14 protein-coding genes are annotated in these 20,690 nt (G+C 71.3%); 6 read left to right on the top strand and 8 right to left on the bottom strand.

What is annotated here, in order from left to right; genetic code table 11:
- Window positions 1–76 precede the first annotated feature (76 nt).
- Entirely contained in the window at window positions 77–856 is a 780-nt protein-coding gene (locus AP234_RS25530) for a YwqJ-related putative deaminase (protein WP_055482274.1), read from the bottom strand.
- Window positions 857–1,259: 403 nt separating this feature from the next.
- Between AP234_RS25530 and AP234_RS25535 the strand changes: the two genes are divergently transcribed.
- The 3 genes from AP234_RS25535 (at window position 1,260) to AP234_RS25545 (ending at window position 4,890) form a co-directional block, all read left to right on the top strand.
- A complete protein-coding gene (locus tag AP234_RS25535; protein WP_152990615.1) occupies window positions 1,260–2,027 on the top strand; it encodes a TNT domain-containing protein in 768 nt (255 codons plus the stop codon).
- A 125-nt stretch (window positions 2,028–2,152) separates the two neighbouring features.
- Window positions 2,153–3,343 carry a lycopene cyclase family protein gene (locus tag AP234_RS25540; RefSeq protein WP_083502431.1) on the top strand — a complete coding sequence of 397 codons (1,191 nt, stop codon included), beginning with the start codon at window positions 2,153–2,155 and terminating at the stop codon, window positions 3,341–3,343.
- The gene (locus AP234_RS25545) at window positions 3,340–4,890 is read left to right on the top strand and encodes an FAD-dependent oxidoreductase (protein WP_055482276.1); all 1,551 of its coding nucleotides are present in this window, start codon (window positions 3,340–3,342) and stop codon (window positions 4,888–4,890) included. Before AP234_RS25540 ends, AP234_RS25545 begins: the two co-directional genes overlap by 4 nt.
- Before the next feature lie 27 nt (window positions 4,891–4,917).
- Here the strand turns inward: AP234_RS25545 and AP234_RS39670 are convergent, their stop codons facing one another.
- The gene (locus AP234_RS39670) at window positions 4,918–6,855 is read right to left on the bottom strand and encodes a DUF5914 domain-containing protein (protein ID WP_083502432.1); all 1,938 of its coding nucleotides are present in this window, start codon (window positions 6,853–6,855) and stop codon (window positions 4,918–4,920) included.
- Window positions 6,852–8,390, bottom strand: a complete 1,539-nt coding sequence (crtI, locus tag AP234_RS25555) for a phytoene desaturase family protein (RefSeq protein WP_055482277.1) — start codon at window positions 8,388–8,390, stop codon at window positions 6,852–6,854. The genes AP234_RS39670 and crtI overlap by 4 nt, the downstream gene beginning before the upstream one ends.
- A 171-nt stretch (window positions 8,391–8,561) precedes the next feature.
- Here crtI and AP234_RS25560 point away from each other — a divergent pair, with 171 nt between their 5' ends.
- Window positions 8,562–8,852, top strand: coding sequence for a hypothetical protein (locus AP234_RS25560; RefSeq protein ID WP_055482278.1), 291 nt, complete (start codon window positions 8,562–8,564; stop codon window positions 8,850–8,852).
- Window positions 8,853–8,881: 29 nt separating this feature from the next.
- On the opposite strand, the gene AP234_RS25565 is transcribed toward AP234_RS25560, so the two are convergent.
- The 5 genes from AP234_RS25565 to AP234_RS25590 form a co-directional block, all read right to left on the bottom strand.
- Window positions 8,882–10,279, bottom strand: a complete 1,398-nt coding sequence (locus tag AP234_RS25565; protein WP_431999113.1) for a glutamate decarboxylase — start codon at window positions 10,277–10,279, stop codon at window positions 8,882–8,884.
- A gap of 167 nt (window positions 10,280–10,446) precedes the next feature.
- Entirely contained in the window at window positions 10,447–11,283 is an 837-nt protein-coding gene (locus AP234_RS25570) for a class II glutamine amidotransferase (RefSeq protein WP_055482280.1), read from the bottom strand.
- Window positions 11,284–11,695: 412 nt separating this feature from the next.
- The gene (locus AP234_RS25580) at window positions 11,696–16,879 is read right to left on the bottom strand and encodes a non-ribosomal peptide synthetase/MFS transporter (protein WP_055482282.1); all 5,184 of its coding nucleotides are present in this window, start codon (window positions 16,877–16,879) and stop codon (window positions 11,696–11,698) included.
- A 135-nt stretch (window positions 16,880–17,014) separates the two neighbouring features.
- Window positions 17,015–17,248 carry a hypothetical protein gene (locus AP234_RS25585; RefSeq protein WP_055482283.1) on the bottom strand — a complete coding sequence of 78 codons (234 nt, stop codon included), beginning with the start codon at window positions 17,246–17,248 and terminating at the stop codon, window positions 17,015–17,017.
- Window positions 17,249–17,301: 53 nt separating this feature from the next.
- On the bottom strand, window positions 17,302–17,535 hold the full coding sequence (locus AP234_RS25590) for a hypothetical protein (RefSeq protein ID WP_055482284.1): 234 nt from the start codon (window positions 17,533–17,535) through the stop codon (window positions 17,302–17,304).
- Between the two features lie 226 nt (window positions 17,536–17,761).
- Here AP234_RS25590 and AP234_RS25595 point away from each other — a divergent pair, with 226 nt between their 5' ends.
- Window positions 17,762–19,012 (top strand): hypothetical protein, encoded by a 1,251-nt coding sequence (locus tag AP234_RS25595; protein WP_055482285.1) that lies wholly within the window; start codon window positions 17,762–17,764, stop codon window positions 19,010–19,012.
- 216 nt (window positions 19,013–19,228) lie between these two features.
- Entirely contained in the window at window positions 19,229–20,656 is a 1,428-nt protein-coding gene (gene gndA, locus AP234_RS25600) for an NADP-dependent phosphogluconate dehydrogenase (protein WP_055482286.1), read from the top strand.
- Window positions 20,657–20,690 lie beyond the last annotated feature (34 nt).

Below are 20,690 nucleotides of genomic sequence, written 5' to 3' on the forward strand. Positions count from 1 at the left end.
CGCCGGACATGCGGCGGTGGGCGGAGGGGATTCCCACAGCTGCATGCCTCCGGCCGAATCGCGGATCTCCGCTCGGTCAGGCCGTTTCCGCCCCGATTCTGGTGATCCATTTCTCGCAGTTCTTACAGGCTCCCCGCGACTCCCAGTGCGGCGTCTTCACGGTCGGTTTGCCGGTCTTCTTGTTGATGACGGTGCCACCGGAGTTGAACGTCTCCGAATGGAAGACCAGAGAGTTCGCGGGGATCTGGGACGCCGATGTGAAGTTGGACTTGTGCAGGTATTCGTTCATCACGTTGACCTCGCCGCACACGTCCGTCGGCCACTGGGCGACGGGACCGCTCCCGCCGAGCAGCTCGTACATGACGGGGTGGAGTGTGGGAGTGATGCGATTGCCCGTGCCGCTCTGACCGACGTAGACGTTTCCCGTCTCCAGGTCGACGAGCCCGGTGACCACCGTCCCCGAAGTGCGGGCATGCTGGTTGCGGTATTTGACCGCCGCCTGCGCGGCTTTCTGCTTGAGCTGCCGCCGGCGCGCCTCCCGCTCCCTCGCTTCACGGGCCCGATCCAGCTTGGCCTGTTCCTGCAGGTAGTAGCACCAGGCGCCGTGGAGGGTCTCCTCCAGCTCTCCGATGAGGATGGTCCTGACCCTGGCCGGGTCGTCCGCCCACTCCAGGGCGTTCAGCCTCTTCGAGAGGAGTTCGACGTCGTCCTTGGACGGCAGGGAATTCCTGAGGGTCATCACGCCGTGGATGCCGTCGACCTCCAGCTTCCGCTCGCGGGCCCATGCCCTGAGCTTCTGAGGGTCGCTCGCCGAAGGCACCCATGTCGCCGCGTCCGGGGGTTTCGGTTCGGCCATTTTCCGCCTTTCTCTCCACGGTCCGGCCGAAACATAATCGACGGGGATCTTTCGCAGCCGGACAGACGAACTGTACGTCCGATCAGAAGGAAAGAAAACAGCGAAATCTGGTGCTCCAACACCGGTCCCCTATTGATCTTGCGTTCGCGACGCATGTCGGGATTCGATCGCCCCTGATCCGACAGACCCCCTCCGTTATCCGATATCGGATTTCTCACGCTCTTTCCGCCTGAACCTCGCGCACTTTTTGCCGCTCCAGATAATTGGAGGTGATGCACCTTAAGGCGGTCCGGGTACGCACGGATCGCATCGAGAATGATCAGCGGGCGATTCATACCGCCGATCCAGCAATTGATGCGAATATGTCCGACCACACACCCGTGCATCCTCTTCGGGAGAATTCGTGCGCAATTTCTTGCGGCGTGGTCCACTGGTGGCGGCGCTCGCCCTGACCGCCGCGACCTTCGCCGTAGCACCGGCCCTGGCCTCCGACGACACCGACACGAGCTCCGGTGGGCTCGTCCAAGACGTGACGTCGTCGTCCAAGCCGGCCGATGGCCTCAGGTCCAGGGCGACCGACGGCCGGAAAGCCGATGCGGTGGTCTGCGATCCGCCGTACGTGCTGGGAAATCCGGCCCTGGGGCCGGAACTCCTCCCGACGGAGGGCAATTTGGGCGAGATCGTACGCGGCTACACCCTGTACGGCGGCCTGCCTCCAACGGAGTTCCTCGCCCGATATTTCGACGAGAAGGGCAATTCCTACAACTACCCGCCTGATTTCGGCTTCGCCCACCCCGAGAAGTTCGGCAACGCCAAGCCGATCATCTATCCGAAGCTCCTTCCCATGGGATACCGGGTCGACCGGTTCGGCGGCGAGTCGGGGGCGTTCCTCTCTCCGCTCGGCACGCCGTACTCGCAGCGGGCACTGCCGCCGAACAACCTCAACACCTTCTCCGGCGATCGCGCGCACCGGTGCAACTACCACGCCTACGAGGTGACCCGGCCGTTCGAGGTCGACGCGGGCCCCATCGCCGCGGCCTTCCAGCAGCCCGGCGAGGGGCTCCAGCTCCACACGCTCGCGAAGTACATCCCCGGAGCGCCCGCGAACGACAAGGGCGAGGTGTCGATCGGCTGGCTGGCCGACAACGGCTACCTCAAGCGCCTGACCTGAACCGCGCCCGGCCGGCCGTCCCCCGGTCTCCGAGGTGGCCGCACCTCTGTCGCAGCCGCCACGGCGGGTATGAGCCGTAGAGCGTGGCGGCACGGCCAGGTGATCCGTACGCCGTTGAGGGAGCGATGGTGTATGACACGCAGATTGTCATCGTGGGCGCGGGGGCGGCCGGGCTCTCGCTCGCGTACCGGCTGGCCGCACCGCCGCCGGGGTGCCGTCCCCTCGATGTGACGCTCGTCGACGCACCGCCCGGGCCGCTGCGGCCCCCGGAACGCACCTGGTGCTTCTGGGAGCAGCCGGGCGGTGAGTACGACGACGTGCTCACCGCCTCCTGGGAGCGGCTGCGGGTGCGCGGCCCCGACGGGGAACGCCTGGAGGGCGGCATCGATCCGCTGCGGTACAAGATGCTGCGCTCCGGGCCGTTCGAACGGCTGGTGCGCGAGCATACTCCGGGGGTGCGGCGGCTGGAGGCGGTCGTCGAAGCGATCATCGACCTGCCCCGGGGCGTCGAGGTGCACGGCACCACCGCCGAGGGCGGGCGTCTCCGGCTGCGGGGCAGGTGGGCGTTCGACTCGCGTCCGCCGCGCGCACTGCCGCCGGCTCGCACCACTTTGCTCCAGCATTTCCGCGGGTGGTTCGTCCGGACCACCCGGCCGGTGTTCGACCCGGCGGTGGCGGAGCTGATGGACTTCCGCACGCCGCGGCCCGCGACGGGGTTGTCGTTCGGTTACGTGCTGCCGCTGAGTGAGTGCGAGGCGCTCGTCGAGTACACCGAGTTCTCACCCACGGTGCTCGATGACGCGGGGTACGAGCGGGCGCTGCGGCACTACACGGGCGAGGTGCTCGGGCTGCCGGGCTTCGCGGTCACCGCCGCCGAGGGCGGCGTGATCCCGATGAGCGACGGGCGCTTTCCGCGTCGCGCCGGGGCCTCGGTGTTCCGCATAGGCGCCGCCGGAGGCGCGACGCGCCCGTCGACCGGCTACACCTTCGCCGCCGTGCAGCGGCAGACCCGGGCCGTCGCCCTCGCTCTCGGCGAGGGCCGCTGTCCGGCTCCGCCGCCCGCGCACTCCGCACGCGCCCGCGCGATGGACGCCGTGCTGCTGCGTGCCCTGGCCAGCGGTCGTGTGGACGGCGCGGGCCTCTTCACGCGGCTGTTCCGCGAGGTGCCGATGGAACGGCTGCTGCGTTTCCTCGACGGAGGCACGAGAATCCGTGAGGATGTGGCGATCGGGCTGCACACGCCGGTGCTGCCCATGCTGCGCACCGTCGCGGAACTCCCCTGGCTGCCCAGACGTACGACGGGGGCGGCGTCATGAGCCGGGCGAGGCCCGCCGTGCCCGGCCGTGACCGGCGGGCCCGCGTCCTCGAGGCGGCCCCCGGCCGTCCGCGTTGCGACGACCCCGCTCCCCGGGTGGCGGTGATCGGCGGCGGGATCGCGGGGCTCGCGGCGGCCACCGGGCTCGCCGAGCGCGGCGCGGCCGTGACGCTGTACGAACGCGAGCAGAGCCTCGGCGGGCGCCTCGCGGGATGGCCGGTCACCCTGGCCGACGGCTCGGCGGCCACCATGACCCGCGGCTTCCACGCCTTCTTCCGCCAGTACTACAACCTCCGTGAACTGCTGCGCCGGGCCGATCCGGCGCTGGGCATGCTCACCGGCCTGCCGGACTATCCGCTGCGCGGCGCCGACGGCAGGTGCGACGGCTTCGCCCGCGTACCACGCACTCCGCCCTGGAACGCGCTGGGCTTCCTCGCCCTCAGCCCGTCCTTCGGACTGCGTGATCTGGCCGGGCTGAACGCGCGCGCCGCGCTGCCGCTGCTCGATGTTCGCGTGCCGCAGGTGTACGAGAGACTCGACGGCGTCAGTGCGCACGACCTGCTGGACCGGATCCGCTTCCCGGAGGCGGCGCGGCACCTGGCGTTCGAGGTGTTCTCGCGCAGTTTCTTCGCCGACCCCAGGGACCTGTCGGCGGCCGAACTGGCCCTGATGTTCCACGTCTACTTTCTCGGCTCGGCCGAAGGGCTGCTCTTCGACGTTCCCGGCGAGCCGTTCCCGCGTGCGCTGTGGGAACCCCTCGCCGCGTATCTCACCCGGCACGGCGTCGCTCTGCGCACCTCGACGGCGGTGCGATCGCTGGAGCCGCTGCCACGGGGCGGGTTCGCCGTGCACACCGCCCATGCGGCCGAGCACCACGACGCCGTGATCCTGGCGCTCGACACGGAGGGCCTGCGCGGGGTGGTCGCGGCCTCGCCGAGGCTCGGCGACAGCGGATGGCGCGAGCGCGTCCGACGGCTGCGCACCGCGCCCGCGTTCCTGGTCTCACGGCTCTGGCTCGACCACCCGGTCGCGGCCGGCCGCCCCGGATTCCTGGGAACCAGCGGGTACGGCCCCCTCGACAACGTCAGCGTGCTGGAGCGCTGGGAGGGCGAGGCCGCACGCTGGGCCGCGGGAACCGGCGGATCGGTGGTGGAACTGCACGCCTACGCGATCGACGCCGAAGCCGACAGGCGGGCCGTACAGCACCGGCTGCTGGAAGGGCTGCGCGCGGTGTACCCGGAGACGCGCGCGGCCGGGATCGTCGACGAGCGGCACGAGTGGCGCGCGGACTGCCCGCTGTTCCCGGTGGGCGGCTACCACGACCGGCCCACCGTACGGACCCCCGACCCGGCCGTGCTGGTCGCGGGCGACCTGGTGCGCACCGGCCTGCCCGTCGCCCTGATGGAGCGCGCCGCCACGACGGGCTTTCTCGCCGCGAACGCCCTGCTCCGGCGGTGGGGCGTCCGGGGTCACACGCTGTGGACGGTGCCGAGTCGGGGACGGTCCGCCCTCCTGCGCGCCCTGGCCCGGCTGAGCCGTACGTGCTGAGACGGCCGCGCTGAGCCGTACACGGCGTCAGCCCGGGAAGCGGCCCGTGCTGCGCAACGCCCAGCGGCGCTCGGCGTAGGCCAGGTCGTCGCGCCACAAGCGGCCGGCCGCCGCCCGCAGCAGCGGGCGCAGCAGCGGCGCCATCGCACGGGCCACGGTGAAGCCCGGGCGGTCGGAGACGGCGATCACCGCCTCGACGACCGCGGTGCGCGGGGTGGCCGCGCCGGGCGGGCTCAACGGCGTGGCGTGCGTCTCCACCACCGAACCGCGGCCCTCCCCCTCGGTGATGCGCATCAGGACCGAGCGCGGACCTGGGGCGGTGAAGACGGCCCTGACCGGGGCCACCACGCGGCCCGCGACCTTGAAGGACACCTCCACGGCGATGCCGTCGTCGCCGTCGGCGGCCCCGCCCCCGTCCGCCGCGGCGTCCAGCACGGTGAGGTCGACGAAGGAGTACGGGTGCAGCCACCCGCCGTGCCACGGGTCGAGACGGTTGGCGACGACGTCCTCCGGTTCGCACCGGCCGACGCCGGTGTAAACGGCGTTCACCGCGCCGAGGAGGCTCGGCCGGGTGGGCACCGGGGGCCGCTCCGTCGGTTCCTCGCCGCCGACGTGGTCCAGGCGCACCCACATCAGCACCCCGTCGTCGTAGGCGGGGATCGGCTCCCATCCGGGCATCGGGTCACCGGTCAGGGCCAGCCCGTGCCAGTGGCAGATCAGCGTCCCGCACCGTACGCGGCCGTCCTTGAGCGGTGCGCCCAGATGCGGGCACGCGCCGGGGCCGGCACGCAGCGCTTCTTCGGCGTCGCGCCAGAGCACGAGTTCGGTGCCCGCCACCGTGCGACCCAGCGGCCGGTCCCGGCGCAGGTCGCGGGTGGCTCCCACGGCGTACCAGTTGCCGGATGGGCGCATCTGCGCGCGCTTGACCGCCCCGTCGATGCGAGCCGGTCTCGCCTGACGCCAGGTGGGCGCCTGCTCCTCCCAGGGCACGGGCACGCGACGCAGACGCAGCGGCAGCCGGCTCCGGCCGCCGGCCCCTGCGCGAGCCGCCGTGACCTGGGCCAGACCGTTGAGCGCCACAGCCGCCCGTCGGGTGCGCGGCACGACGGCCCTGGTGTGCACCACCGCGTATCCGCCGGCCTCGACGGCCCGGAGAATGTCGCGGTAGAGGATGAAGGCGGTGCGGATGCAGGGACGTGAGAGCGGGTCGAGCATGGCGATGCCGGGGGCCGCCTGCCGGTACACGCCGCGGGTCAGGTCGGCGGCCGCCCGGAGGGCCCGGGTGATCCGGGCGTCGTGGCCGCCGGTCCGCCTGCTCCACACCAGCAGCTCCCGGTCGACGCCGTGCGCGGTGAGCAGATCGGCCGGAAGGTAGACGCGGCCCCGGTCGAGATCCTCGCCGACGTCTCGCAGGAAGTTGGTCAGCTGGAAGGCCATGCCCAGCGCGGCCGCGTGCGGGGCCGCCTCCTCGGGTGGGGTCACGGTGCCGAGGACGGGCAGCATCTGCAGCCCGATGACGGCCGCGGAACCATGCATATAACGGCACAGATCAGCGTAGGTAGGGTAATCCGTGACCTCCAGGTCGGCGAGCATCGAGTCCAGGAAGTCGTCGAAGTGCGTGGTGTCGATGGCGTACCGGTGGGCGGTGTCGGCGAGCGCCGCCACGACCGGCTTCCCGTGATGACCGTCACCGCGCAGCGCGGCGTGCAGGTCTTCCCGTAGTGCCCGCAGCGCCGCCGCGCGCTCTTCGACGCCGGCCTCGCTGCCGAGATCGTCGACGATGTCGTCCGCCCAGCGGGCGAATCCGTACAACGCGTGCACGGCCGGCCTGCGTTCGATGGGCAGCAGCCGGGTGGCCAGGAAGTAGGTCTTGCCGTGCCGGGCGTTGATCCGGCGGCAGCGCTCGTAGGCCGCGCGCAGATCGGGATCGGCGATGCCCGCCGCGTCGAGTTCACGGGCGCTCACGGCGCGGATCCCCCTGGTCGGGCGGGAGAGGTGGCGGACAGGCGGCGCCGCCCGCCGTTCAACCCGGTGATGCGCGCGGCGGCGAGCCTCCCGGAGATCAGGACGGTGGGCACGCCGACGCCCGGCGTGGTGCCGCACCCGGCGAGGACCGCGTTGTCCGTGCCGCGCACCAGGTTGCGGGGGCGGAACGGCCCGGTCTGCGCGAACGTGTGGGCGGCGGAGAAGGGAGTGCCGGCGGCGTGCCCCGCCGCGGCCCAGTCGGCCGGCGTCACCAGGCACTCCCGCTCGATGGCGTCGCCGATCCCGGCGAGGCCGCGCCGGTCGAGTTCGGCCAGCAGCCGGTCGCGGTAGCGTGGCCCGAGGTCGGACCATTCCCGCGCGCCCGGGCCGATGTCGGTGTTGGGACACGGGGCCAGGATGTGGTGGACATGACGGCCGGGCGGCGCGAGCGAGGGATCGGTGGCCGTCGGCCGGGTGATGAGCAGCGAAGGATCCGTCATCAGGCCTCCGGTTCGGGTGAGTTCACGGAACGTGCCCTCCCATGCCGCGCCGAACGAGATGGTGTGATGCGCCAGTTCAGGCCAGGTGCGGTCGGTACCCGTATGCAGAATCATCGCCGACGGCGAGTAACGCAGCGGTAGCGGACGCCGGGGTCGGCGGCCAAGGAGGCGATAAGAGATGGGCAGGTCGGCGGTGAGCACCACGGCATCGCAGGGAATCCGGTCCTGCTCGGTGATCACCGCGGAGATCCGCCGGCCCGCCCGCTCCAGCCGGGTCACGCCGTGCCCGTACCGGATCTCGGCTCCGGCGTCCCGCGCCGCGTCGGCCATCGCCCTCGGCAGGGCGTGCATGCCGCCGCGGGGGAAGTAGACCCCGGCGACCGTGTCCATGTAGGCGATGACCGCGTAAGCGGCCAGCGCCCGGGCCGGCGCCAGGCCCGCGTACAGCGACTGGAAGGAGAACACCCGGCGCAACCGCTCGTCGGAGAGAAACCTGCCGATGCGCGCGTCCAGCCTGCCGAAGGCGCCGAGCGCCGCGAGGCGGGCCAGGTCGGGATGGAGAAGCTGCAGCGGCGAGTCGAAGTTCGCGTCGATGAAGCGGTGCATCTGGGCCCGGTACAGCCGCTCCAGCCAGGCGCGCAGGCACCGGTATCCGGCGGCTTCCCCCGGTCCGGCGAACCGCTCCACCTCTGCCTCCATCGCCGCCGCCTCCGTGTGCACGTCCAGGCTCGTGCCGTCCGCGAAACGCGCCCGGTAGGCGGGGTGAAGGCCGATGACCTCGAGGCGGTCGCGCAGCGACTGGCCGACCGCGGCGAACGCCTCCTCGGCCAGATGCGGCATGGTCAGCACGGTGGGACCGGTGTCGATGTGGTAGCCGCCCAGCTCGATGCGGCCGGCCCGGCCGCCGGGCAGGCGGTCGCGTTCGACGATCGTCACGCGTCGGCCCGCGCCGAGCAGGTGGAGCGCGGCCGACAGCCCGGACAGCCCGGCTCCGACCACCACCACGTGGTCCGTACGGCCCGGCACGGTCCTCATCGCATCCCCTTCGTCACAGGCGGTTACTTCCCGTGACCGGGGCGGCGGAATCGAGGAGCCGGAGGTCGCGGCGGTGCCACTCCACCGATCCCGCCATGTGGTGAATTGTCCGGATTGTGCCATTTGTTCGGGGGTAGCCCCAAGGAGACACATTCACATCAGGAGGATCGGATGATCAAAACGCTTCACCGGATGGGCGTGCGCTCCAACATGATGTACGGGGCGGGCTTCGCCTCCATCGGTGCCACGGTCGCTTCCTGGTTCCTCTCGATGCAGTTCGAGCGGGGGGGCACGGCTCGGGCCGACCGCTGGGGGCTGTTCATCGGCGAGTGGGCCCCGACGTTCTTCGCGCTCGGCGTCGCTCTGCGCCTGGAGGAGATGACGGAGGAGAAGGGCCGCGAGGCTCCTGAGTTCGAGGAGCAGCGCGCGGACATCCGCCAGCCCGCACGGGCGGGGATGTAGCGCCGCTGCTGGGCGGGTCGGGGCCGGGGCTATGTCCGGCTCGACCTGCCTGCCGAGCCGAACGAAGGGCCGTGGTGGAAACTCGTCGCATCCTCCGGGCCGAATATGGGTCCGGGCTGCCTGCGCAGCCACGGCAGCAGGTTCCGCAGATCGTCGACGAGCCGGTCGGCCAGGTCCAGCGAGAACCCGTTGCGGCACACCACCCGCAGCACCTGGAGATCCTGCCGATTCGGCGGGAACGTGTAGGCCGGCACCAGCCAGCCCGACTCCCGAAGCCGCCGTGAGACATCGAAGACGTTGAACCGCGTGACGTCATCGGTGGTCGTGAACGCGAACACCGGCAACTGGTCGCCGCGGGTGAGCAGCCGGAAACAGCCGAGTGCCTCGATCCGCTCCGCCAGGTGCACCGCCACCTCCCTGATCGCCCCCTGGACCTTGCGGAAGCCCTCGTGGCCGAGCCGGAGGAAGTTGTAGTACTGCCCGATGACATGTGCCCCGGGGCGGGAGAAGTTGAGCGTGAACGTGGGCACGTCGCCGCCGAGGTAGTTCACGTGCTCGACCAGGTCGTCAGGGAGCGCTTCCCGGTCCCGCCAGAGGACCCACCCGATGCCCGGATAGACCAGTCCGTACTTGTGCCCCGAGGTGTTGATCGAGGCGACACGCGGCAGACGGAAGTCCCACTCCAGCTCCGGCTCGAGGAAGGGCGCGATCATGCCGCCGGACGCCGCGTCCACGTGCACGGGCACGTGCCGTCCCGTACGCTCCTCGAGCGCGTCGAGGGCGGCGCAGATCTCGGCGACCGGCTCGTAGCTGCCGTCCATCGTGGAACCGAGTACGGCGACCACGCCGATGGTGTTCTCGTCGCACCGCTCGGCGGCCTGCTCTGCGCCCAGGTGAAACCGGTCGCCCTCCATGGGCACCAGGCGCGCCTCCACCTCCCAGAAGTTGCAGAACTTCTTCCAGCACACCTGGATGTTGGTGCCCATCACCAGGTTGGGGCGTGCGCCGGCGGCATAGCGGTCGGCGTTGCGGTGCGTCCAGCGGCGCTTGAGCGCCATCCCGGCGAGCATGCAGGCCTCGCTGGACCCGATGGTGGAGGTGCCGAGCCGGGCGCCGGGTCGCGGGGCGTGCCACAGGTGGCGGAGCATCTGGACACAGCGCTGCTCGAGCTCGGCCGTCGCGGGATATTCGTCCCGGTCGACGAGGTTCCTGTCCGCGGTGTCGCCCATGAGCGCGTGCGCCTCCGGCTCCATCCACGTGGTCACGAAGGTGGCCAGGTTCAGCCGCGGGTTCCCGTCGAGCATGAGCTCGTCGCGAATGAGCAGAGACACGGTGGCGGGTGGCATGGGCCCCTCCGGCAACCGCGTCCGGGGAAGGACCGCGCTGATTCCGGAGACGGGGTCGGCCTCTCCGAAGAGCGGGTTCACCGATACCGGCCGGTGCCCGCCCTCCCCGCCTTGCTGCGACACCATTTTCGATCGCCTCCGATCGCTCCCCGAGCGGCAAGTCTTACAGACGGCCGTAAAAGCCGAAGTATGGCGTCGCTCGTCCGCAGGCGGCTCGCTCCGAAAATCTCTACATGTCGGTTTCTCCACTAATCAGGCGGCGCGGGGCGAAACGCCTGCATCTCGAACCTGCCCCGCTCGCTCGTGGTGTACGTGGACTCCGGGACCTCTATCCACAGGCCGGGCAGATCGCGCAGCGGCTCTGACACGACGACCTGGGTGTCTTCGGACAGTTCCATGGGGGTGAACACTTCGGGATGCAGCCGCCGGACGTGCCGCGGGTCGGTGCTGTGGAAGAGCGACGGCGAGCGGTGTTCGGTGGAGTAGCGGAAGGTCCACAGCCGCTCACCGTCCGATGTCGCCACCGTCATCTGGATCGGCCGCTCCACCCCGTGCGCTCGTCCGGTCTCCTCGACGAGACCGACCATGCGCCCCACCGCCGCCGGCGGGTGTTCCGACAGCCCGAACGTGAGGGCCAGGAAGAACATGACCTCGGAATCCGTGGACCCCTCGATCGAGGGATACAGCTCCGGTTCGACCGCCATGACGAGGTCCCGCTTGAGCCGGCTGAAACAGGAGATCACACCGTTGTGCATCCACAGCCACCGGCCGTACCGGAACGGGTGGCAGTTCGTCTGCTGTACCGCCGTCCCGGAGGACGCGCGGACATGCGCCATGAAGAGCGGCGACCGGACGTGGCGGGCGAGCTCGCGTAGATTCTGGTCGCCCCAGGCGGGCTTGGTGTCCTTGAACACCGCGGGCGGCAGCTCGCGCTCACCGTAGTAGCCGACGCCGAAGCCGTCGCCGTTGACCGTCTCCACGCCGTACCTGGCGTGCAGGCTCTGGTCGATCAGCGAGTGCTCCGGCTCGTAGATCAGCTTCTCCGGAGCGATCGGCGAGCCGGAGTAGGCCAGCCAGCGACACATACCTGCCGCCTACCCCGGTTGTCGCGCCCGGAACGGAATCCCCGGGAACCGCGAGTGCCCATGGGCAGAGTGAGCCGTTCACCGTGCCCGGGCGCGCGTACGGCCCGGGCCGCCCACGCCGGCCCTGAATCTGCCTAGGCTCGGGGAGTGCCGCACGCACTCATCCTCGGCGGAACCGGCTTGATCGGCTGCCGACCGGCTCGGTTACCGGCCGGCCGGTGATTACGCCGCGACCGTCGCGGCCCAGATCGACCGGCTCGTCCACGCCGCACGGACCGGCGACCCCGAGGGGATCCTTCCTCCGGCGAGCGACCAGTTTTCCCGCCGGTTCTTCGACTACCAGGCCGAAGACGAGTTCCTTGCACACCTTTCTCGATGAGGACCCCGGCGACGGCCAGGGCCCGCGGCGGCTTCACTTCGTCTTGCCGTCTCGTCGCGCCAGCCCGACCAGGTCGTCGGGGACGGCGTCGGGCACCTGGTCGTCGAACCGGGCCAGCCGGGGCGCGCGGAGCGCGCCGAGCGCCACGAGCGTGATGAAACCGCCGAACACCAGGTACATCGAGCCGATGTCGCCGAGGAGCCGGGTGCCGAGCGGCGCGATCACGCCGACGCCGAGCGGGATCGTGGACCAGGCCACCATCTGGTTGAGCGCGAACACCCGGCCGTGGAACCGCTGCGGCACCTTCACCTGGATGATCGTCGCGTACACGCCGTTGACCAGGGCCAGGCCGTACGAGACCCCGAAGGCGCCGACGCCGATCAGCACGAGCGAGGTGTCCACGCCGACCAGCAGGCAGGATCCGGCGATGAGCAGGGTGGTGAGCAGCATGCCGCGCATCCGTCTGTGGGCCGGTCCGCCCCACACGGCCATGGTGAGGCCGCCGCAGATCGCGCCCGTTCCGGCGACCAGCGCGATCACGCCCGCGTCGGCCAGCGTGCCGAACGACAGGACGAGCGGCGAGTACATCATGAAGACCGGGGACAGGCCGAGCGACAGCAGTGCGAAGAAGATGACCATCGCCCGGAAGCTCCGGTTGCCGACGGACAGCCGGAATCCTTCCTTGATCTCGCGTCCCACCGTCTCCCTGCGGCGAAGCGCCATGGTCGCGGGGAACGCCACCGCCGCGAGCACGATCAGGGTGAACACGTGCCCGGCGATGTCCAGGATGAGGATGCCCTCCAATCCGGCGACCGACAGCATGCCGACGGCGGCCAGCGGAGCGATGAACTGCGCGACGCCCATGGTCATCTGGGCCACCCCGTTCGCGTGGCCGAGGTAGCGCTTGGGCACCAGTTGCGGTACGGCCGAGGTGAAGGCGAGCCGCTGGAAGGTGAGCGCGACCGACAGCGCGGTGAGCAGCGCGTACAGCGCCCAGGTGTCAAGGTGGCCGGTCCACAGCAGCAGCGCGGTGACCGACTGGACGGCGAGCGCCGCCGCGTTACCGGCGATCATCACGGTACGGCGGCTCGACCGGTCGACGATCGCCCCGGCCAGCGGCGCGGCCAGGATGCCGGGGATGACCGCGAGGATCTGCAGGACCGCGTACTGGGTCATCGAGCCGGTTCGCAGGTACATCCAGACCGGCAGGGCGAACTCGGTCAGCGTCGAGCCGACCAGGCAGGCGAGCTGGCCGAGTGCGACGGCCAGGAAGCGGCGGACCGTCGGCTCCGGGCCGCCGGCGGCGCGACCGGCCGGTGCGGTCCGCTCCGGGGCCTCGGAGGCCGCGGGGGCGGTCAGGTTCCGATGGGTGGTGGTGACCGCCGCCGCCAGCTCTTCCGCCCGATATTTCAGGAAATAGTGACCGCCCTCGTCGAGGACGACCAGCGCGGTCGTCGAGGTGAGGAACTCCCACTCGCGGAAACGTTCCTCGTAGTAGTCCGTGGCCGGGTCGTACTCCCCCACCACCGAGATGATCGGCGCGGACAGCCGTTCCACCCCGCTGTCGATCAGCCTGGTGAAGTAGTCCTCCGCCTCCCGGGCGTCGTGCCGCATGTTGCGGATCACGAACGCCTTCTGCTCGTCGTCCAGATCGGACAGGTCGGCGCCGAGCGCGGTCAGCCAGTTGATCTCCGCCCGGTCGCTGCGCAGCCGCTCGATCCGGGTGAGCCTGGCCCAGCGGCCCATCAACCCCTTCACCGGCCGGGCGAAGGGGAACACCCCGCCCATGTAGATCGCCTCGACCGCCCGGCCCCGGGCCTCGAGCCGCTGCGCGATCTCGGCGGTCAGCGCCCCGCCGACCCCGCAGTGGCCGTACAGCACGATCGGGCCGGTCACCTTCGCCACGATCTCCTCGGCGCACTGCTCGGCCACCTCGCCGAGTGGGCGCGGCTCCTCGGCCAGGCCGAGGTCGTGACCCGGCACGGCGACCGAGTGGAGCGCCCAGTCGTCCGGCAGCGCGTCGGCCAGCGGCTGGTAGACCACCGCGCTGCCCCCGCCGTACGGCACGCAGACCAGCGTGGCGGCGACCCGGGACCGGCGCGGGGTCAGCTCGTACAGCAGGCCGCGCCGGTCGTCGCCGCTCCTGACCTGCTCGGCCAGCTCCCTGATCGTGGTGTGCTGGAACATGTCCATCAGCGCGATCGGCCGGCCGCCCGGCGGCAGCTCGCGGCGCAGCCTGGCCACCACCCGGGTGGCCAGCAGCGAGTGCCCGCCCAGGTCGAAGAAGTCGTCGAGCACGCCCACCTGCTTGAGGCCGAGCACCTCGCACCACGCCGCCGCGATGATCTCCTCGATCTCGTCGGCCGGCGGCTCGAACGGCACGTCCTGGTCCGGCCGGGCGTCCTCCGGCTCCGGCAGCGCGGCCCGGTCCACCTTGCCGTGCCCCTTGAGCGGCAGCTCGTCCAGCCAGACGTACCGGGTCGGCACCATGTACTCGGGCAGCCTGGTGCCCAGGTTCCGGCGCAGCTCGGGCACGCCCGGCCGGTCCTCGGGGGCGAGGCCGTCCGCCGCGACCAGATAGGCGACCAGCTCGCCGCGCCGGGCGTCGGTCACCGCGTGGCCGACGCCGGGGCAGAGCCGCAGCGCCTCGTCCACCTCGCCCAGCTCGACGCGGTAGCCGCGGATCTTGACCTGGAGGTCGCGGCGGCCGAGGAACTCCAGCGTGCCGTCCGGCAGCCAGCGGGCCAGGTCGCCGGTCCGGTAGATCCGGCCGTGCTCGGCCGTCTCGACGAACGCGGCCGAGGTCAGGTCGGGTCGGCCGAGATAGCCCCGGGCCAGCCGGTCGCCCCCGATGCACAGCTCTCCCGGCACGCCGACCGGGACCGGCCGCAGCAGGTCGTCCAGCACGTACGTCTTCGCGTGGCCCAGGGGCCGCCCGATCGGGGTGATCGGTCCGTACGGCTCCGCCGCCGGGTCGACCAGGTGGGTGGTGACGCCGATCGTCGCCTCGGTCGGGCCGTAGTGGTTGATCACCCGGCACACGCCGAGCGCGGCCAGCTCGCGGGCCCACTCCCAGCTCGACCCCTCGCCGCCCAGGACGAGGAGCCGCCTGGGCAGCAGCCGCCGCACCTCGACGTCGGCCGCGAGCGCGCCGAGGTGCGAGGGCGTCATCTTGAGGTAGTCGATCTCCGGCAGGCACGCGGCCAGCTCGGGCGCGGAGATCCGGGACGGCAGCATGTGCAGCGTGCCCCCGGTCATCAGCGACAGGTAGAACACGGTCATGCCGAAGTCGAACGTGAGCGACTGGAGCAGCGCGAAGCTGCCGCCGTCGGCCACGCCGAACCGGTCGCGCACGTCGGCCAGGTAGTTCATCACCTGCCGGTGCTGCACCGCCACTCCCTTGGGGCGTCCGGTGGAGCCCGAGGTGTAGATGACGTACGCGAGGTCGTCGGGGCCGGGCGGCGTCACAGCGGACTCCGCCGCCGGCTCGGCGGCCGACTCGTCCGGGTCCACGACGGCGCCGGAGAAGTCCAGCCCGGCCGGCGCCGGCCGGGCGACCAGCACGCTGACCCCGTGGAGCATGTGCCGCAGCCGGTCGGCCGGCTGCTCCGGGTCGAGCGGGACGTACGCGCCGCCCGCCTTGAGCACGGCCAGGATGGCCACGGCCTGGTCCAGCGACTGTTCCAGGCAGATGCCGACCGGCGTGTCGCGGCCGACGCCGAGCCCGGCCAGCCGGGCCGCCAGCCGTCCGGCCCGTTCGTCCAGCTCTGCGTAGGTCAGTGCGGCGTCGCCGAATCGTACGGCGACGGCGCGAGGGCGGCGCCGCGCGGTGGCCTCGACCATCGCGGGCAGGGTCGGGGCCGGCGGCTCCGGGACCTCGGGGCAGCCGCTCCAGCGGGCGAGCAGCTCACGCTCGGCCGATGACAGCAGGTCGAGCCGGGAGATCGGCGTCTCTGGCGCTTCGACGATCGACCACAACAGGGCCTCGAAGTTCGCGGCGAACCGCTCCACCGTCTCGGCGTGGAACAGGTCGGCGCTGTAGACGAAGAACGCGTCGAGCACGTCGTCGTGCGGCTGCACCTCCAGGGACAGGTCGAACTTCGCCTGGCGGAAGCCCGGATCGTAGCGTTCCGCGGTGATCCCGGGCAGATCGAGGCCGTCGCCCGGCTCGCTGCGCAGGCTGAACTGGGTCTGGAAGACCGGCGTGCGGCTCAGGTCGCGTTCCACGCCGAGCCCGGCGACCAGCAGGTCGAACGGAGTGTCCTGGTGGACCAGCGCCTCCACCACGGTCTTACGGGTGCGGCGGAGCAGATCGCGGAACGCCGGATCACCGGTCAGGTCGGCCCGGATCGCCAGGGTGTTGACGAACAGGCCGATGAGGTGCTCGGTCTCCTCGTCCTCCCGGGCCGACACCGGGGAGCCCACGCAGAAGTCGGTCTGGCCGGTGTGGCGGTGCAGCTGGGTCTGGAATGCGGCGAGCAGCAGCATGAAAAGGGTGACCCGCTCCGCCCTGGCAAGCGCGGCCAGCCGACCGGTCAGCTCGGCGGGCAGCCGGCGGGTGACGCAGCCGCCGCGTGGGCTTCTGATCCGTGGCCTCGGCCGGTCGGCCGGCAGCGTGAGCGGCGGCACCCCGGCCAGCTTCTCCTTCCAGTGGCCGAGCGAGCGGTCGTGCCCGTCGTCGGCACGCTGGCGAACCGCGTGGTCGGCGTACCTGATCGGCAGGTCGGGCAGCTCCGGCTCACGGCCGTCCAGGCAGGCGGCGTAGTTGGCGGCCAGCTCGCGGAACAGCACGCCGAGCGACCAGCCGTCGCCCGCGATGTGGTGGAGCACCACGACGAGGATGTGCTCCGTCGCGGACAACTCGATCAGCCGAGCGCGGATCACCGGGCCGGTGGCGAGGTCGAAGGGCCGGTTGGTCAGCTCGGCGACCAGCTCGGCCGCCCGCGCCTCGTCCGGCGCGCCGACCCGCTCCAGCGGGACCGTGACGTCGTCGACCACCTGGATCGGCCGGCCGTCCAGGGACGGATAGCGGGTGCGCAGCACGTCGTGCCGCCGGATCACCGCGCCGAGGGCGCGTTCCAGCGCGGCGGCGTCCAGCGGCCCGAGCAGCCGTTCTGTGACGCAGATGTTGTACGAGGCGTCATCGGGGTTCAGTTCGTGCAGGAACCACAGACGCTCTTGACCGAGGGACAGCGGGATTTCAGAGCCGACAAACATCCGGGACGCACGCCTACTGTTAAGTTTCTTAACTATTTGGACGCACAAAGTCTGGCATGCCCCCGGAGATCTTCACAAGCCCCGGCGGGGAAATCCCACCGCTCCGCTCAGAGCGGCGAGGTCACTGCGGCGCGGTCACTGCGGCGGGGCGGACAGCCGGTCGAAGAGCTCCAGCGCGGCCCGGCGGACGTCCTCGGGAGTGAGGCCGTCCAGGGTGGTCCGCGCGTGGTCGGCGTCACGTGTGGTGGCGCAGGTGATCGCTACGGATCTGGCGGCGGCGTGATGGAGGGACCCCTCGGGCATGCGCTCGGCGACCTCCTGGGCGCTCGCGGCCAGATCGAGATTGTCCCTGCTGAATGAACCGGTCAAGGCGATCTCCCTCGGATCGTGGCGGCTGTGCCCATTATTCCGCGACGCCTCCGTCACCATGCGTGTATCCGCCACTCCGAGGCCGGTGCGTGCAGGTCATCTGAACAGGCGAGATGGCAGACGCCCGGAGTCCTGCCCGCCCTGCGCGCCTTCGACCTGCCGTCCGCCTTCACGATCATGAGGGGCGCGGCGTCGGCGTTGCTCCTGCCCAGGTACGCGACGGTCGCGGAGTCGGGAGACCAGACCGGCGTGCCGCAGGGGAAGCCGGCCGCCGCACCCCCGGCCACGACCCTGGTCGTACGCCCGGCCCTGGGACGCCTGCTTGCACGTTCCCTGATCGGGCAGACAGGGCGTGCTGCAAGCGGCCCGCAAGGGCGGCGCCCTCACCCTGTCACAGGCGGGCCGCACGCGTTCCTCATCGAGTGAGCCCGGATTTCCGCCACATCGGACGGTGCGCTTCTGGGATGATCCGATTGGAAATCTCATCGGACGTCGAGAGACCGTGACTGACTGATGCCCCCCATTGATCAACTGACCGTCTTCGCATCCGACCATCCGGTCGAAACGGTCATCATCTCTATCTTCGCCCTGATCCTGCTGACCCTGGCCTTCTTCGCGCTGCGCGCAGTGATCCGGATCCTGCGCCGATGGGCCGCCGGCCGTCCCGCCGAGGACATCCTGACGATCGTCGCCGCCAGCATCGCCACCGGCGTCTCCGCCCAGGGCATGTGGCGCTTCTCCGGGGACGTGCTCGGCTTCGACGGCCCGCTGCGGCTGCTGCTCTTCGCGTTCATCGAAGTCGCGGTGATCACCAGCGCCGTACGGGCCCGGCGCAACATGCGCGAGAACTACTCGGCCGGCATCGACGGCATCGCCGTATGGGCGCTCACCGGCCTGTCCGCCGTGCTGTCGAGCATGGACGCCCGCAGCGTGGCCGAGGCCATCTTCCGCCTCGCCGCACCGCTCGTGGCCGCCTGGCTGTGGGAGCGGGGCATGGCGATCGAACGGCACCGAATCACCGGCCGCTCCCGCATCAACTGGCGGATCACCCCCGAGCGGATGCTGGTCCGCATCGGGCTGGCCGAGGCCGGCGACCGGACCACGAGCGAGGTGGACGCCCACCGCAGGCTCACCCGGGTGGCGCTGGCCGCGAAGAAGGCCCGTGCGCTGCGCGAGGCAGGCGCATCCGATCGCAAGATGCGCGCCGCGCTGGCCAGGCTCGACAAGGCCATGGACCGCGCGGTCGAGTACACCGGCCTCGCCGTGGACGACAAGCGGCAGGAGGCTCTGCTCTCCCAGATCGGTGCGCTCTACAACACCTCGGCCCTGCTCGATCTCAGCCCGCCGGTCCCCTGGGCGCCCGAGCAGCCGGGCGACGTCGCCGCTCCCCCGGCGGCCCTGCCCAGGTCCCAGGTCGCCTACCTGGTCGACGACGAGGACGACGAGCACGGCCCCGCCGAGCCCGCCCCGCCCACCGTCGACACGGCCGAGCGCGCGGCGCGGATCCGCGCCGCGCGGCAGTACTGGGAGCAGCAGATCGATCGCAAGTACGTCCCCCGGGCCGCGGACATCGCCCAGGAGGTCGGCATCCCGCTCGCCACGGCGAAGAAGTACCGCGCGCTGTGGAAGCTGGAGCCCCGGGCGCACGCGCTGCTGGAGGCGGCGTACCGGGAGCACGGCATCATCGACACCGGCACGTTCCCTGCCATCGAGGTGCCCGAGCCCGTGCTCAGCGTGAACGGTTCAGCCTCGCACGGGCACTGAGGTCGCCCGCGCAGATCGGCGGCCGGTTCGGCCGCTGTGGCCAGGTCGGTGGCGAGGACCCGGCGGTCGGCCGTCGGCTCCCGCCCCGACCTCGGCGTGCCGGGAGAGCCCGTTCTCCAGCACGCGGATCCCCACTGCCGTCAAGATCGAGGCGGCCCGTTCCGGCATCTGAACACGCCTCAGTGGTTCGGCCCTCGGCGGTATATGACTAGAGGCATGAACAAGGCAGATATCGGAGTGACCGGGCTGGCGACCATGGGGCGCAACCTGGCGAGGAATTTCGCCCATCACGGCCATGTGGTCGCGGTGCACAACCGCACGCACAGCCGCACCACCGCCTTCATGGACCAGCACCGCGACGAGGGCGCCTTCCTGGCGGCCGAATCCGTCAAGGAGTTCGTCGACGCCCTGCAGCGGCCCCGCAAGGCGATCATCATGGTCAAGGCCGGGGCGCCCACCGACACGGTGATCGAGGAGCTCGCCGCCCACATGGAGCCGGGCGACATGATCATCGATGGGGGCAACGCCCATTACGCGGACACCCGCCGCCGGGAGGCCGCACTGCGGGAGCGGGGCATCCACTTCGTCGGCGCCGGGATCTCCGGCGGCGAGGAGGGGGCGCTCAACGGCCCGAGCATCATGCCCGGCGGCGATCCGGAGGCGTACAAGACGCTCGGCCCGCTGCTGGAGGACGTCGCCGCGAAGGTCGACGGGACGCCGTGCTGCGTGCACGTCGGTCCCGACGGCGCGGGACATTTCGTCAAAATGGTGCACAACGGCATCGAATATTCGGACATGCAGCTCATCGCGGAGTCCTACGACCTGCTCAGGCAGGCGCTCGGGCTCAGCCCGCAGGAGCTGGCCGACGTCTTCCGCGAGTGGAACCGGGGCGACCTCGAGTCGTACCTCATCGAGATCACCGCCGAGGTGCTGGGCCACACCGACGCCGAGACGGGCCGGCCGTTCGTCGACGTCGTGGTGGACCAGGCCGAGCAGAAGGGCACCGGCCGCTGGACCGTGCAGAGCGCGCTCGACCTCGGCGTGCCGGTGACGGGCATCGCCGAGGCCGTGTTCGCCCGCGCCCTCTCCGGCCACCCCGACCAGCGAACGGCCGCCCGCTCGCTCGCCGGGCCGCAGGGACAGGGCGTGGCCTCCGGCGACGATCTGGTCGAGGACGTGCGGCGGGCGCTGTACGCATCCAAGATCGTCGCGTACGCCCAGGGATTCGACCAGATCGCCGCGGCGAGCGTGGAGTACGGCTGGGAGATCGACCCCGGCGCCATGGCGACCATCTGGCGGGGCGGCTGCATCATCAGGGCGCGGTTCCTCGACCGGATCCGGGAGGCGTACGAGGCCCGGCCGACCCTGCCGACCCTGCTGGTCGACCCGACCTTCGCGGCCGCGCTCGCCGACGCCCAGGACTCCTGGCGGCGTGTGGTCGCGACGGCGGCGACGATCGGCGTTCCGACGCCCGGGTTCTCCTCGGCGCTCGCGTACTACGACGCGCTGCGGCGCGACCGGCTGCCCGCGGCGCTCCTGCAGGGGCTGCGCGACTTCTTCGGCGCGCACACCTACCGCCGGGTCGACCGTGAGGGTGTCTTCCACACCGACTGGTCCGGTGACCGGGTCGAGCGGCCCGCCTGACCCCTGCCGCCGGAACCGCTCGTACGGCTCACGC

Origin of the sequence: Sphaerimonospora mesophila (genome assembly GCF_001417795.1) — a bacterium.
Taxonomy (GTDB): Bacteria; Actinomycetota; Actinomycetes; order Streptosporangiales; family Streptosporangiaceae; genus Sphaerimonospora; species Sphaerimonospora mesophila.

What these genes read in the sequence shown, in the direction of transcription:
- gndA (WP_055482286.1), top strand. Translation starts at nt 19,229, where the DNA reads ATGAACAAGGCAGATATCGGAGTGACCGGGCTGGCGACCATGGGGCGC.
- AP234_RS25540 (WP_083502431.1), top strand. Translation starts at nt 2,153, where the DNA reads ATGGTGTATGACACGCAGATTGTCATCGTGGGCGCGGGGGCGGCCGGG.
- AP234_RS25595 (WP_055482285.1), top strand. Translation starts at nt 17,762, where the DNA reads ATGCCCCCCATTGATCAACTGACCGTCTTCGCATCCGACCATCCGGTC.
- AP234_RS25530 (WP_055482274.1), bottom strand. Translation starts at nt 856, where the DNA reads ATGGCCGAACCGAAACCCCCGGACGCGGCGACATGGGTGCCTTCGGCG.
- AP234_RS25545 (WP_055482276.1), top strand. Translation starts at nt 3,340, where the DNA reads ATGAGCCGGGCGAGGCCCGCCGTGCCCGGCCGTGACCGGCGGGCCCGC.
- crtI (WP_055482277.1), bottom strand. Translation starts at nt 8,390, where the DNA reads ATGAGGACCGTGCCGGGCCGTACGGACCACGTGGTGGTGGTCGGAGCC.
- AP234_RS25580 (WP_055482282.1), bottom strand. Translation starts at nt 16,879, where the DNA reads ATGTTTGTCGGCTCTGAAATCCCGCTGTCCCTCGGTCAAGAGCGTCTG.
- AP234_RS25560 (WP_055482278.1), top strand. Translation starts at nt 8,562, where the DNA reads ATGATCAAAACGCTTCACCGGATGGGCGTGCGCTCCAACATGATGTAC.
- AP234_RS25570 (WP_055482280.1), bottom strand. Translation starts at nt 11,283, where the DNA reads ATGTGTCGCTGGCTGGCCTACTCCGGCTCGCCGATCGCTCCGGAGAAG.